Origin of the sequence: Umezawaea endophytica, assembly GCF_025061645.1 — a bacterium.
GTDB classification, from domain to species: Bacteria; Actinomycetota; Actinomycetes; order Mycobacteriales; family Pseudonocardiaceae; genus Umezawaea; species Umezawaea endophytica.
Genome location: NZ_JANYMP010000006.1, coordinates 123081 through 137554, shown reverse-complemented (window position 1 = coordinate 137554; position 14474 = coordinate 123081). Strand labels below are relative to the sequence as shown.

The window sequence follows — 14474 nt, the reverse complement described above, 5'->3', positions numbered from 1 at the left end:
TGTCGTCATCCGATTCGCAGAGATCAGCGGTGATTAACAGTCGAATAGCGCTGATGTCAGCGATAACTCCGTGAGATGCGTGAACCGCGCGCTAACGTCGGCGCTGAGGCGGAGCACGGAGGCGTACGTGAAAGAGGACTGGTCGGCGACTGCGGACGCGATCAACAAACGCGCTGCGGAACTGACTTTGAAGCAGAAAGAGCTGGCCGAGAGGTCCGGCGTGTCGCTGGCCATCGTGCGGGAGATCCAACAGGGCCGAATCCAACGCCGGCGCAATCCCCGAACCTTGGAAGCCCTGTCGATCGCACTCGACTGGCACCCCCAGCATTTGAGTGCGATCCTTCAAGGCAAGACGCCACCGGAGGCAGACGCAGTCACAGCGCAAACCGAGGACCCGATAGTCCCGCTGCTGAACACGATCATTCGTGAGATTCGCGGACTCCGGGCACAACTCGGGACGCTGTCGAACCGACTGGACGAGACTTCGAGGAAGAAGGAGTAACCGGGCTGCTTCGTCTGTTGCCTTTTCGTTCGCTGTCATGGCAACAGAAGACAGCCGAACAGGGGGTCCAAATAATTGTCAGCGGCTAACGCGGAGGTTGTTAGGTCGAGTTAGGTACGCAGGTCACGGCCTCAGGGGACGGGGGAGAACGTGGCAAGAAGGAAGCGCGGGGAACCACCACTCACCCGGTTGCAGGGGGCGCGTGAGGAGCTGAGGCGCACTCAGGAACAGGTCGTCAGGTACATCCTCAAGCGTCGCAACGAGGTGCCAGGCCTACCGCAGGCAACCGAGCAAGCTCTCTTCATCATGATCTCCCGTTGGGAAAACGGTCACGTCGAAGTGACCGAACCGGGTTATCAACGCCTGTTTCGAGAGTTCTACGGCCGCACCAACGAGGAGCTCGGATTTCCATCCGAGCTGCTGAGCCACGGTGTCGAGGAGCTACGGGACCGCCTTGTGGTCGCCCGCAGCATCGACACCGCCACACTCGACATGTTCCAAAGGCAAGTCAACGACCTGCGAAATTCAGACCAACGGTTCGGTGCCGTCGTGGTGCTGGAGCAGTTGAACGGCCTAGTCCGCCAGATGGAAAGCGTCCGCGCGTTCAGCGTGCGAACCCAACACCGCGAACGCTTGGCAGCGGTACTCACCGACGCGCGAACCCTTGCAGGCTGGACTGCGCTGGACCGTGGTTCGCAGCTACAAGCGTGGCAGTACCACGAGGACGCCAAGGTTTCCGCACGTGAAGCCGACTCGCCATATCTACTGGCACACGCAGCCGCCCAGCAAGCCGTGATCCTCCTGGATATCGGCGAACCGGCCGCAGCAGTTGAGCTGCTCGAATACGCGCGCTACGTCGCGGAGAACCGCGCCCCGTCGTTGTTGCGAACCTGGCTGGCAGCCGCGCACGGTGAAGGTCTTGCCGCTGCTGGTTTCCATCACGAGTCCGTACGTGCCTTTGATGATGCCGAGAAGCTATTGTCGAGTGATCCCGTGGACCCAGAGATGCCGTTTCTTCTGCTCAACGATGGACACCTGGCACGCTGGCGTGGAAGCGCCCTACTTCGGCTCGGAAACCAAGACGCAATCAACCAACTGGAATCGGCCGCGCGAGAGCTGGAAAACTCACCGCGGTCAGCAGTCCGCGGTGAAGCAGGAATGTACGTGGATCTAGCTTTTGCGTACGCCGCCGCTGGCGACAGCAGAGGGGCTCAAGAATACGCGCGCAAAGCTAAGCAGCTCGCGTCACGTATCGGCTCAGACCGCCAACGGCAGCGTCTCGCAAGTCTGGAACTACCCGTTGGTAGCGCCTCCCATATTGCGTGAGGCTAGGTAGAAAAGCAGCGGCACAATGGCCCCCGAGCCAAGAACCTCACCGCGCTTGATGAGTTCAAGCATCCGATCGATTGGGATCCACTCGATGCGTGCCGCTTCCTCGCCATCGGTGGGTTCGCCGACCTTCTCCGCGTTGCGCCAGATGTAAGCATTTACCGGTGCATCGACCATTCCAGGCATTGGCTGGAACGTGGCAATATGCTCCGGCTCCCCGATCGGCCGCCAACCGGTTTCTTCTTCGGCCTCACGTGCTGCGGTGGTTGCCGGCTCTTCTCCTTCTTCAATCAAGCCGCCGATAAGTTCGTAGCCCCACTGATCGACAGTGAACCTGTAGCGCCACAAAGTCAAGACTTCTTCATTCTCATTTATGAGAAGAGCCACTGCAACATGGTCAAGCTGTACCACGTGATGTTCGAACCTAGTTCCGTCGGGTGGCTCAACATCGACGAGCTTCAACTTTACCCAGCGGTTATCGTAGATTGTCCGCTCTCCGTGAACTTTCCATCTGAGCTCTTCTGGATAATCCGTCACCATAGAAGCTTACTACAATCGTCGACTTGTCACTGGTGTGTAACGCTGATGCAAGTTGACGCGATAGATCGTTAGGGTGGTCGTATGTTAAGCAGGTAGCTGGTGATTCGATAGGCGCAACAGCGGTTTCGAGGTGAAACAATCAAATACGCAATAAACTAGCGAGAACCTAGTCAAAATTTATTCGACTATTCTATTAGGATAGATAGGGGTCCATGGATGGTCATGATTCGCACGTTGACTGCCCGACGTTTTCGCGGGATCGATAGCGAAGTATCTGTCGATTTTAGGATGGCTGACGGCTCTCTTGGATCGGTATTGGTGCTAGGGGATAATGGGACAGGAAAATCCTCTATAGCGGACTCTCTGGAATTCTGCTTGAGGGGAAAAGTGAGCAGGCGAGGTAATAAAGGAACGAAAACGAAACGAGAGGCGCAAAACTATTTCGCGGATGGTCCACCTTGGATTAAAGTTGTACTGAATGATGGAAGTAGTTACAGCAGGGGTTTCGATCTAAATCCAGACAAAGGTGCGATAAAGCTTGGCGGCAACGAATTCTTGCCGGGGTTTTCGCTGTCGCCAGTGGTCTTGGGGCGATCAGATGTCGAAGTATTTTGGCAGCTTAACTCTACCGAAAAGATGCGCTTCTTTTTCGACTATCTACGTGATGTGGTAAAGCATCCTGGTTATGCTGCACTGCAAGTTGAACGAACGCAAGGAAAGCTAAATGGGTTACGTTCCGGTGTTCTCGAAGCGCAGATTGCCCTTTCTGTGGCGGCATCTATACCAATCGATCGTGTCCCTATAAGTAGTCGCAAGATCTTTTTGCAGTGGCGTCAGGAAAACTTTCCACAGTATAAGACTACGTCGCAGAAATTCAAGGACTCAAAGAGTGGTAAGCTGCGACCAAAGACCGATATTTCTCCTGATATACAGGCGGCTTTAAATAAGCTTGAAAGTCGTCTTGGTGCTATCTATAGCTTGCAGCGTCAATTGCAGGTCAGTCGTAGGGATAGTCGCTCAGCCACTGGAAATGGGGATGTTGTATCGCGCAAGCTTCCTGGACTTCTAAGTAAGGTTAGCGAAAGAGTTTCTAACGATTTCAGTGCAATTGCTGGACTCAAGCATATAGCTGCAGTCAGCCTCTTTGCTGCGCGAAGTGGCTACGAACTTGTTGTGAAGTGTCAATTAACTTCTGGACGCTCAGTGGAACCCGCACAAGTACTGAGCGAGGGTGCTCTGGACCTGTTAGCGATGCTCATACTTCTAAATGTTTCACATGCATGTGCTGAGCGAGGTCAGGTTCGGGTTCTTGCTCTTGACGATGTTTGGCAAAGTGTTGACTCGGTACATCGGGACGCCATACTTGACTACCTATTTTCTGCACGATTCGCCAATTGGCAATTCCTGATCACTGTTCACGATAGGCTATGGGCAAGGTTGATTGAGAATAAAGCTCGTAAATTTGCTTTCAAATTGAAGACAATTGAGATTGTTGAGTGGGACTCGGAGAGTGGTCCCAGGTTGAGAAGTGGTGGGATCGATACGCCAAATCAGCTGGAAAAGCTGATTCCTGATGCACCACCGGAAGCTTTGTGTGCATACACTGGGCGTGCACTTGAAGAGCTTTCGGATAAACTATCTCAAACCATGCGCACGTCGATTAGCAGGACAATGGGAGATCGTTATACGCTCGAAGATTTGTGGCCGGGCGTTTACAAATCTATTTCTAAATCAAAAGTACCTGAAGATTTGAAAATTGTAGCGTCTGAGATCAATGCAGGATACGCTCTCAGGAATATCTACGGCGCACATTACGCGATGTGGGCAGAATCTACTTCGGCGAGTGAAGTGCGCCGATTTAGCAGACTGGTAGTCGACCTCTGGAGAAAGGCCCATTGTCAAAAGTGCGGTTCTCCGTTGGGTTCGGTATTTATGGGGAAGTCTCGAGAAATTGGCCCTACTTGTAACCACGCCGACTTTTGGCAGTGATGTGTTCTTGTGTCGACTATGTCGGTTTAGTGGTTCGAAGGAGTGAGAATCAAAACTTGTAAGTATGCGTTTTACCCTAAATAAGGCAGGGTGAACACAAGTTGTTGGAACTGTGGTTCTTCTAGTCAAGCTATTGAGGTTTATAGTTCCTTCGAGAGGTTGGTTGGCATGTCTGAGATTTCTGGGGATCACGCATTCGAGTTGTTTCGGCGAGCAATTTCTGAGCGATACCCTGAGCTTTCGCAATCGCAAGTTAGCGAAGTAGCAAACGCGGTTATTTCTAAAATTGCATCAGGTATGGCGAAGGGGAGAAGTATTGCTCTAGTTGGTGAAAGCCGTGAAGGTGATGTCTCGCTGGATATTATAAGTTTCGATCGATCTAGCTCGACGAGATCGTTACTGTCCAGGCTTTCTGTTTATACATCAGGAGATGGGCCGCCTGAGGCGCTGATTGGGGCTATATCTTCGTTACTCAGTTCTAGTGGAATTGACCTAATTGACGACGAGCCTGCGAGAATTGGATCATGGTTTAAAAGTTGGAGGTTGAAAGGTCGCGATTCCGGCGCTGGCGAAAAGCTGTCAGCACTTGCCGGTAAGCTCGAGCGCGCCGGAGAATTGAAGTATATTTATGGTGAGCGTTCGCAAAGTGATGAACGCGAAGCCAGTGCATTTTCGAAAGTTATTGATTCACTTCCGGAGGGCCATGATGCGGTTGTGCAGCTAAGTTCCATGGTAATCGTGAAGACGGGAGGGGTGGTGGTAGCAAAAGTTCTGAGCGAAAGTGAAATTGCAGTACTTCAGGAAAATCCGGCCTTGTTGAAAGCGCCGAGCGAAATTCTTGGGCAACTGTCGGAGCTGGTTCGAAATCCGATTAAGTCTGTAGACGCCAAAGCGGTAGATCCCGATGATGAAGAAGGTTTCACTGAGGCCATTGGGTAAAAGTATTCAATTATTGTCTACTGGCGCCCTGGGCTGTGATGAAGAAAGTGCCATTCATGTTGATGGTTCGTTATGTAGGTTGAGTTTGCAAGATCATGATCCCCTGGCAGTCCAGAGCTGCAAAGTCCAAAGTGGATGGCTGTCCATGAACCTGTCCATGAACGGCCCTCGTGCGGCACCTGGCATGCCCCAAACGCCGCCAGGCATGGGCTCGCAATCCCAGGTCGCCATGTGTTGCCTGGCTACGTAGCCGACTCAAAATCCGTCCAGTGTCAGTTCGACTCTGACCGGGGGCACGCACAGGCTGCACACCGCGCGTCGGTGTGCAGCCTTTCTGTTTTCCGCGGCATCACCCGCAGGCACGCGGATCCGGCGCGCCCGTGCATATGCGCGCCGCCCCTGGTGTCCCGGTGCGGCGGGTGGTGCTGGGGAATGGGGTGGGGTTCTCGCAGCACGTTCTCCGCGTTCGCCCGTGGTGTCGCCGTGGTTTTCGCCGCGACCGGAGATGTTGACCTTCATATTTGCGCCGTGGCGGTGTCCGGGTGGGGAAAGCGGTCGTGCGCGGGTGGGTGGTGTGCGAATGGGCGAGTCCTCTGAGGACGGGGGATCGGTATCGCATTCGCTATGCGGAGGTGCGGCGTGGGGTGGGTATTCGGTGACCAGCGGATACGGGCTCGGGGGCGGTGGTTCGGCTGATCGGGTGTGGACGTCTTGGCGCATAGGGGGTTCGCCGGTCGTGGTCGGGGTGAATACTGAGCGGTGATCAGCTTTTCCGGCCGGGTGTAGGGGTGGATGATGGTCGAGGGGGAGCCGGGCGGGTTACCCGACTTCGGGCCGTACCGGGTTCGCGACCTGCTCGGGCAGGGCGGGATGGGGGTCGTCCACCGCGCGTACGACACGGTGAACGACCGGGTCGTGGCGTTGAAGCGGTTGTCGGTCGCCGATCGCGACTACCGGGCGCGGTTCCAGCGGGAGTCGCGGATCGTGGCGGGGCTGCGGCACCCGAACGTCATCCCGGTCAACGCGTTCGGGGAGATCGACGGGCAGCTCTACCTCGACATGATGCTGGTCGAGGGCGTGGACCTGCGGCGCGCGATCGGGTCGGGCGCGGTGGACCAGGACCGGGCCATCAAGATCCTCGCGCAGGTGGCGGACGCGCTGGACGCCGCGCACGCGAGCGGTCTGGTGCACCGGGACGTGAAGCCGTCGAACATCCTGATCGACCCCGACGGGCACGCCTACCTGGCCGACTTCGGCATCGCGCGGGAGACGTCGTCGGAGGCGACGGTGCTGACCGCGTCCGGCGACCTGATCGGGTCGTGGGACTACATGGCGCCGGAACGCCTGTCCGGCGGCCCGGTCGACGGGCGGGCCGACCAGTACTCGTTGGCGTGCGTGCTGTTCGAGTGCCTGACCGGGCGGCTGCCCTACCCGGTCGGCGACACGGCCGCGAAGGTCGCGGCGCACCTGCTCCAGCCGCCGCCGTCGCCGTCGGTGTTCATCCCGACCATCACGCCCGCGCTGGACGCCGTGGTGCTGCGCGGCATGGCGAAGTCCCCCACCCGCCGGTTCGAGTCGTCGACCTCGCTGGTGACGGCGGCGGAATCGGCCGCGTACTCCGGGATCACCGTGCGGGCCGCCGCGCACACCGCGCCCGGCCCGTCGAGCGGCCGGGACCAGGGCAGGCTGGTCCGGGCGATCGTGCGGTCGACGACCGTGCGCACCCGACCGACACTGGTCGTCCCGCTCGGCAAGCCGCCGACGTGCCCGTACCCCGGCCTGAGCGGGTTCGACCAGGAGGACGTCGACCTGTTCCACGGCCGCGACCACGTCGTCACGGACCTGCTGGTGCGCCTGGCCGAACAGCTCGACGGCGGCGAACCCGTGGTGCTCGTGGGCGCGTCCGGCGCGGGCAAGTCGTCGGTGCTGCACGCGGGCCTGCTGCCCGCGCTGGCGCTCGGCGACGGGCCGGGGCAGGGCGACTGGCCACAGATCGTCGTCGCGCCGGGCAACCAGCCGATCGCCACCCTCGCCACGGCGCTCGCCGCGCACGGCGACCTCGTGGCCGCGGAGTGGGACCGGGTGATCCGGGAGAAGCCCGCGGAGTTCGGGTCCGTCTGCGCGCGGGCGCTCGGCGTCGGTGACGGCGTGCGCCCGGTGATCGTGGTCGACCAGTTCGAGGAGCTGTTCACCCACGGCGTCCCCGAGGCGGAGCGGCTGGCGTTCGCGACGGCGCTGGCGAACGCGCGCCCGGCGCTGGTCGTCCTGGCCGTGCGCGCCGACCTGGTCGACCGGTGCATCGACCTCGCGCCGCTGCTGCCCGCGCTGAACGCCCCCGTGCTGCTGGGCGCGATGGACGCGACCGAACTGCGGCAGGCGATCGTCAGCCCCGCACGGGATTCCGGCATCGACATCGAACCCGGTCTGCCGGAACGACTGATCGCCGACCTCGGTGTCCGCGGCGAGATCGGCTACGACCCCGGCGCGCTGCCCAGGCTCGCGCACGCGCTGCGCGAGTCGTGGAACTACCGCGACGGCGACGTGCTGACGCTGGCCGCGTACCGCAGGGCCGGTGGCATCGACGGCGCTGTTTCCCGCACGGCGGAGGAGATCCACGACCGGCTGCCGGAGTCCGACCGGCGGACGCTGCGCACGATCCTGCTGCGGCTGGTGACCGTGTCCGACGACGGCGCGGTCTCCCGCAGGCGCGTCGACCCGCGCGAGATCAGCGGGTCCGGCGAGCAGCAGGGCATCGTGGACGAGCTGATCGCCGCCAGGCTGGTCACCGTCGACGGGACCGGCGCGCGGCTGAGCCACGAGGCGCTGGTGACGGCGTGGCCGCGGCTGCGCGACTGGATCGACGAGGACCGCGCGGGACTGGTGCAGCACCGCAGGTTCACCGACTCGGTCCGGGTGTGGGAGGAGTCCGGTCGGCAGCCGGACGACCTCTACCGGGGCGTGCGGCTGGCGGCGTTGACGTCGTGGCTGACCTCGGCGGCCGACCGGGTTCGGCTCCAGCCCGTCGAACGGGAGTTCCTGGACCGGTCGAACGAGGCCGAGCACGCGGGCCAGGTCGCCGCGCGGCGGCGCACCAACCGGTTGCGCGGACTGGTCGTGGCGCTGAGCCTGCTGCTGGTGGTCGCGGGCGTCGCCGGGGTCGTGGCCTACCAGTTCGGCCAGACCGCGCGCGCCGAACGGGACCGCGCCGACGTGGGCAAGCAGCAGAACCTGTCCCGCCAGCTCGCCGCGGAATCCGCGCTGGCCAAGGGGATCGACGGCCGGAGGGCGGCGCTGGCCGCGCTCGGCGCGTGGCAGGCGAGCCAGACCGTCGAGGGGCGCAGCGCCGTCCTCCAGGTCGGCTCCGACAGCTTCCGGGGCAGGTTGGCGGGCCACACGGCGGCGGTGACCGGCGTGGCGGTGACCGGCGACGGCAAGACCGCGGTGACCGGGGGGAGGGACGGGTCGCTGCGGGTGTGGGACGTGGCGACCCGCAAGGAGTTGGCCGTGCTGGCCGACGGCGACGGCTGGTACCGCACCGTGGCGATCCGGTCCGACGGCCTGGTGGCCGCCGCCGCGGACATCACGGGCAAGAAGGTCGAACTGTGGAGCGTGCCGGACCGCGAGCTGATCGCGACCGTTCCGGTGGCCGCCATCGACTTCGCCTTCGCGCCGGACGGCCGGACCATCGCGCTGAACATCGGCAGCGCGATCACCGTCGTCGACACCACGACCTTCGCCGAGGTCGGCCGGTTCCCGATCGGCGTCACCATCGCGATGGCGTTCAGCCCGGACGCCTCGCTGATCGCGACGGCGGCCGGGAAGGACGTCCTGGTGCACCGGGTCGCCGACGGCGCGCTGGTCGCGACCCTCACCGGCCACACCGACGAGGTCCTCGCGCTGGCGTTCGACCCGGTGCACGCCACACTGGCCACGGCGGGCAACGACTCGACGGTGCGGTGGTGGGACACCGGGTCGTGGACCACGACCAAGACCCTGACCGCCGACGGGCCGGTCAACACGTTGGCGTACAACGCGAAGAGCACCGTGCTGCTGAGCGGCGGCGTCGCCACGAGCTTCGCGGTGTGGAACCCGGTCACCGGCACCCAGATGGTGCGGTACGCGACCGGGTCGACGACCGTGGTGGGGCTGGCGGTGGCCGCCGACGGGCACACGCTGGTCGCGGGCGACACGGCGGGCCAGGTGCGGACGTGGTCGCACGCGCGGAACGTGCTGGGCGGGCGGGAGAACGCGATCACCGGGACGGCGTTCCAGCACGGCGGCGACCTCCTCGCCATGGGTGACGGCGGCGGCGCCGTGCGGTTGTGGAACGCCGCCACCGGCGACTTCGTGCGGAGCCTGGCAGGTCACGCGGACTCGGTGATGGACGTGGAGTTCAGCCCCGACGGCCGGGAACTGGTGTCCTCGGCGAAGGACGGGACGCTGATCGTGTGGAACGTGGAGACCGGCGCGGAGGTCAGGCGGTACGTCCGCCCCGGCACGGAGCTGAAGGAGGTCGCGTTCAGCCCGGACGGCGCGTTGCTCGCCGTCGCGGGCTCGTCACCCGTGGAGTCGACCGAGGACCACGACGAGGCGCTGGTGCTCAAGGTGTCCGACCTGACCGTGGCGCACCGGCGGCCGACGCGGGAGGAGGCCCGCAACGAGCGGCCGGACAACACGGTGACCAACTACCCCACCGGGGTCGCGTTCAGCCCGGACGGGCGCACGGTCGCGCTCCCGCTGTCGGGGGGCAAGGTCGCGCTGTGGAACCTGGTCGACCCCGGCGCCGCGTTCACGATCCTGGACGGGCACGACGGGATCGCGCTCGGCGCGGCGTTCAGCCCGGACGGCGCGACGCTGGCGACGGTCGGGACCGACCGGCTGGTGCGGCTGTGGCGGATGGGCGACGGGCAGCAGACCGGCGAGCTGACCGGCAGCGACTCGCCGCCGCGCGCGGTCGCGTTCAGCCCGGACGGGCGGGCCATCGCGACGGCCAGCCAGGACACCGTGCTGCGGCTGTGGGACGTGGTGACCGGGCAGCCGCTGGCACGGCTCGACCGGCACGAGGACGACCTCAACGAGGTGGTGTTCGACCCCGACGGCGACCGGATCGCCAGTTCCAGCGCGGACGGCACGGTCCGCCTCTGGAACCTCGTGCCGGACGAGGCCGTCCGAGTGGTGTGCGGCGTGCTCGACCGCGACACGCTGGCCGACGAGTGGCGCGCTCTCGGACCGGACCGCGGCGACCCGCCGAACTGCCCGAGCTGAGCGGGGGAGCAGCCGATGCCGAGGGTCGTCGTCCGGGGTACCGGGGTGGCTTCCGTCGTGCTGCGCTCGGGTGAGTCGCTGTTGTTCGGGCGGGCGCCGCACTTCGCGCTCGAAGCCGGTCCCGGCCGCTCCGCGCTGACGTTGCCGGGCTGCGCGCCGCACGTGTCGCGGCTCGTCGGCGAACTGGTGGTCGGCGCGGACACCGTGACGCTGACCTGGCTCGGCGCGGGGGAGGCGCAGCTCTCCGGCCTGTTCGACGCGCCGGGCGGCGCGCGGCGGGTGATCATGACCCGGTCGGTGTCGGCGCTGCTGGACGAGGGGGAGAACCAGCTCGCGCTGCTGCGCGGCCGGATCGCCGAGGACGGCGGGCTGGCCGACCTGCTGATCAGCGTCGACGTCGACCACGACCGCGCGGGGAACGCGGGCGCGCCAAGGGTTTCCGGTGAGGGCGAGGAGACGAGGACCGGGCCGGGGCTGGTCCCGCGCGGCCGGGACTGGTTCGTCGCGCTGGCGCTGACCGAGCCGTGGCTGGTCGGCAAGGACGACTACCCGCGCCCGCCGTCGAACCGGGAGATCTACGAACGCGTGCTGGAGTGGCACGGCTACGCGTGGAACCTGCAACGGGCGCAACGGGTCGACGACGCCATCCGGACCATCTCGGCCATCGCGTTCGGCGTCCGCGACGACCCGTTCCTCGCCCAGCACGCCGGGCGGTTGCAGAACATCCGGTTCGCCGTCGCCCGCCGGGCCGCGGAGACGCGACTGGTCACCGCGCGGGACCTGGCCGACGTCGAGCGGGCCGCGAGGAACCGGAAACTTCCACCCCCGCAGGCCTCGTCGGGACACCCCGTCGCTCCCTAGCCTTCGAGGCACACCACCGACCGGGACCGGTCGGGAAACCCACACCACCCACGACGTTCCGCGCTGCCCGGACGACGTTTCCGTGCTGTGCCGCGCCGTTCTCCGGAAGGGGCCGAGCCATGATCCAGCCACACGCCTCCGAGTCAGCCGCCACGTCGGACCCCCGAGCCAAGAAGTCCGCGGGCATCATCGTCCTGCTGTCCTTCCTGACGCTGGCCAACACGTTCGGGCTGGTGCTCGGCATCGTCGGTTGGGCCGACTGGTCCGACCACGGCTCGCGGTACGACGACATGGAACTACGCGCGATGATCTTCACGACCATCATGAGCGCCGTCGCCCTCGTCGCGCTCGGCGGGGCGTGGGCCACCCGGCGCTGGGGCCCCCGGCTCTACGTCAGCACCGCCGTGCTGAGCCTGATCATCGGCGTCGTCAACGCCGAGGGCGCGTTCTCGCCGCTCAGCCTGGTCGGCATCGCCATCGCCGTCGGGCTCTGGATCCACGCCGAGTCCAACTGGTAGCGGACCATCCACTGTGGACACCGGGCGGTGCGAGCGCCGGACCAGGAGGAGGGCGACCCCCACGGCGGTCGCCAGGCTCCAGCCCAGCACCGCGAGCACGAGGGGGAGGGCGGGGCCGCCACCGGCGGTCCCGCCCTGTTCGACGGCCAGCCCCCGGTACTCCGCGGCCAACCGGTGACCGGGCACGGCGGCCAGCACGGCGTCGAAGTACTCCACCGCGGCGTCGGGGTCGTCGTCGAAGTACAGGTCCAGCCCGGTCCGGAAGTTGCGGTCCTGCGGTCCGCTGGTGGCGGTGATCCCCTTGGTGCGCAACAGGTCCACCAGCGTCGAGGTCGAGGTCGCGACGGCGTTGGACGTGACGACGCCCACGACGCGGCCCCGCTGGTCAACGAGCGGCCCGCCGATCATCCGGCCCGTCGAGGCGGTGAAGTCGTAGAACCGCCGACCGCCCTCGGTGCGGTGGGCCGAGATCGCGCCGCCGCCCTTGCCGCTGGGCACCAGGTCGCGGTCGACCGGGTCCACGTGGCCGATGGCCAGCACCGGCATGTCGACCGGAGGGGGGTCCGGCCGGAGTTCCAGCGACGGCAGGTGGTCGCGCGGCACCTTGAGGACGGCCAGGTTGCCGTCGGTGGGAGCCAGCAGGTCCACGACGGTCGCGGGCGCGACGTCCCGCGTGAGCTTCCCGCCCGCGTCGACCTCCATCCGCTCCACCTGGATCCGCCGCTCCACCGGCCGGTCCGCGACCGCGCCCTCCGCGACCGCGCGGTCGGCCATCGCCTTCCTGGCACCGGCGGGATCGCCCGCGCGGCCCACGGCGTCGAGGTCGGCGACGGCCGCCTCGAACAGCGCCCCCGCCCCGCCCTCGGGTCCGGTGTGGACGCAGCGGCTCGCGGTCACCACGTAGCCGTCCGGGTTCACCACGATCCCGCCGCAGGCCGTCTCGACGTCGTAGCCGTCCACACCGCCGAACACCTCGCCGGTCGTCCTGTCCCGCACCCAGCCGTGCCAGTGCACCGTGACGAGTACGACGCCCGCCCGTGCCACCGCGGTGGCGTGCTCGTCGGACTGGGCCACCGCCGCGGTGGGCGTCGCCAGGGTCAACGCGACGGCGGCGACCCCGCACAGCGCCGCTGCGCGCGCCATCAGCGGTACACCCCGTACGCGTCGGTCCGCACCCAGGAGGACCGGAAGCCGTCCGGATTGGTCTCCAGCATGGTGTCGCCGGAGCAGACGTAGTCGTCGACCTCGTTCAGGTTCGGTTCCAGGTAGGCGTCGTGCTTGCCGAGCAACCCGCGGTGGTCGTAGTAGGACCACGAGTGGGCGACCTTCGTCCTGGCGAGGTAGGTGATCGCGTCGCCCGTGGCCGTCCAGCGGAACTCCGACGTGCCGTTGCCGACGACGCGCAGCTCGACGTCCCCGTACGGCGCCGTCATGACGACGTTGTCCTGCGTCTCCAGCATGGTCCCGTCCGGGCGGAACTGGAACTCCCGGCCCTTGCTGGTGAACCGGATCGCCGGTCGGTCGGTGTAGAACTTGATCATGAAGGTCTCGTCGACCGCTCGCCACGAGCCGATCAGGCACAGCGGGGGCCCGGCGGGTCGGGTGGACGGGGTCCTCGGCGCCGCGGAGACCCTGGTCGCGGTGGGAACGGCGGCGCAGCACCGTTCCGGTTCGGGTTGGGACAGCGCCGACGCGGTCGCCGTCGTCGCCACCCCCAGAGCGCAGGCGGCGGCCGCGAACAGCACCGCGACGGCGGATCTACCGGCTAACACGGGCGAATCGTTCACCGTGCCATCGTATTGAGCGCGGTGTCGCGACTCTGCCGCCGTCGGCCGGAAGTTTCCGGTTTCCCGCAACGATGTCCGCGCGCCGCGAGGTTCCGCGGGTGGCGGCCGGGCGGTCCGGGTAGCGTCGTCGGCATGTACGTGAAGCTGTGCGGGCTGCGCACCGAGGCCGATGTCGCCGTCGCCGTCGACGCGGGAGCCGACGCGGTCGGGTTCGTGTTCACGCCGAGCGCCCGCCAGGTCGACCTGGACACCGCGAAACGGCTCGTGGCGGCCGTCCCACCCGGTGTCCTGACGGTCGGCGTGTTCGCGGGCGTCCCCGCCTCCGACGCCGGGGACCTGGCCGTCGCGGCGGGCGTCGGCGCTGTCCAACTGCACGGCGACTACCCGCGCGAGGCGTTCGCCGAACTGGCCGACCTGCCGGTGGACCTGCTGCGCGCCACCGCGTTGCGCGCCGACACCGACCTGCGCGTAGGCGCGTACGGCGAACGCTACCTGCTGCTCGACTCCCCCATCCCCGGCTCCGGCCACCGCTGGGAACTGGACACCCTCGCCACCCGCCCCACCGGCCCGTGGCTGCTGGCAGGCGGCCTGGACGTGGCCAACGTCGCCGACACCATCACCCGCGCCCAGCCGTGGGGGGTCGACGTGTCGAGCGGCATCGAATCGTCCCGCGGCGTGAAGGACCACGGCCTGATGCGCGACTTCGTGGCAGCGGCTCGCGGCCGCTGAACCCGCGCAGTTCCT

10 protein-coding genes and 1 tRNA gene are annotated in these 14474 nt (G+C 65.3%); 8 read left to right on the top strand and 3 right to left on the bottom strand.

Features of this window, described 5'->3' with window-relative positions; genetic code table 11:
- Positions 1 to 127 precede the first annotated feature (127 nt).
- Both NZH93_RS15110 and NZH93_RS15105 read left to right on the top strand, forming a co-directional pair.
- Positions 128 to 502 (top strand): helix-turn-helix domain-containing protein, encoded by a 375-nt coding sequence (locus tag NZH93_RS15110; RefSeq protein ID WP_259623695.1) that lies wholly within the window; start codon positions 128 to 130, stop codon positions 500 to 502.
- A 150-nt stretch (positions 503 to 652) separates the two neighbouring features.
- Complete coding sequence (locus NZH93_RS15105; RefSeq protein WP_259623694.1) at positions 653 to 1828, top strand: NsdA family TPR-like regulatory protein; 1176 nt, start codon at positions 653 to 655, stop codon at positions 1826 to 1828.
- On the opposite strand, the gene NZH93_RS15100 is transcribed toward NZH93_RS15105, so the two are convergent.
- Positions 1796 to 2368, bottom strand: coding sequence for an NUDIX hydrolase (locus NZH93_RS15100; protein ID WP_259623693.1), 573 nt, complete (start codon positions 2366 to 2368; stop codon positions 1796 to 1798). The two genes, NZH93_RS15105 and NZH93_RS15100, sit on opposite strands and share 33 nt — an antisense overlap.
- 225 nt (positions 2369 to 2593) lie before the next feature.
- Here NZH93_RS15100 and NZH93_RS15095 point away from each other — a divergent pair, with 225 nt between their 5' ends.
- The 5 genes from NZH93_RS15095 to NZH93_RS15075 all read left to right on the top strand — a co-directional run bounded on the left by NZH93_RS15095 (position 2594) and on the right by NZH93_RS15075 (position 11425).
- Positions 2594 to 4360 (top strand): ATP-binding protein, encoded by a 1767-nt coding sequence (locus NZH93_RS15095; protein ID WP_259623692.1) that lies wholly within the window; start codon positions 2594 to 2596, stop codon positions 4358 to 4360.
- Positions 4361 to 4528: 168 nt separating this feature from the next.
- Complete coding sequence (locus NZH93_RS15090) at positions 4529 to 5299, top strand: hypothetical protein (RefSeq protein WP_259623691.1); 771 nt, start codon at positions 4529 to 4531, stop codon at positions 5297 to 5299.
- A 164-nt stretch (positions 5300 to 5463) separates the two neighbouring features.
- Positions 5464 to 5595 (top strand) — tRNA-OTHER (locus tag NZH93_RS15085).
- A gap of 499 nt (positions 5596 to 6094) precedes the next feature.
- A complete protein-coding gene (locus NZH93_RS15080; RefSeq protein ID WP_259623690.1) occupies positions 6095 to 10564 on the top strand; it encodes a serine/threonine-protein kinase in 4470 nt (1489 codons plus the stop codon).
- A gap of 15 nt (positions 10565 to 10579) precedes the next feature.
- Positions 10580 to 11425, top strand: a complete 846-nt coding sequence (locus NZH93_RS15075) for a hypothetical protein (protein ID WP_259623689.1) — start codon at positions 10580 to 10582, stop codon at positions 11423 to 11425.
- Between the two features lie 296 nt (positions 11426 to 11721).
- Here NZH93_RS15075 and NZH93_RS15070 read toward each other — a convergent pair whose 3' ends face one another.
- Together NZH93_RS15070 and NZH93_RS15065 are read right to left on the bottom strand one after the other, a co-directional pair.
- Positions 11722 to 13086, bottom strand: a complete 1365-nt coding sequence (locus NZH93_RS15070) for a trypsin-like peptidase domain-containing protein (protein WP_259623688.1) — start codon at positions 13084 to 13086, stop codon at positions 11722 to 11724.
- Positions 13086 to 13730, bottom strand: a complete 645-nt coding sequence (locus NZH93_RS15065) for a hypothetical protein (protein WP_259623687.1) — start codon at positions 13728 to 13730, stop codon at positions 13086 to 13088. The genes NZH93_RS15070 and NZH93_RS15065 overlap by 1 nt, the downstream gene beginning before the upstream one ends.
- A gap of 132 nt (positions 13731 to 13862) precedes the next feature.
- On the opposite strand from NZH93_RS15065, the gene NZH93_RS15060 reads away from it, so the two are divergent.
- Entirely contained in the window at positions 13863 to 14459 is a 597-nt protein-coding gene (locus NZH93_RS15060) for a phosphoribosylanthranilate isomerase (protein WP_259623686.1), read from the top strand.
- The last annotated feature ends 15 nt before the right edge of the window (positions 14460 to 14474 follow it).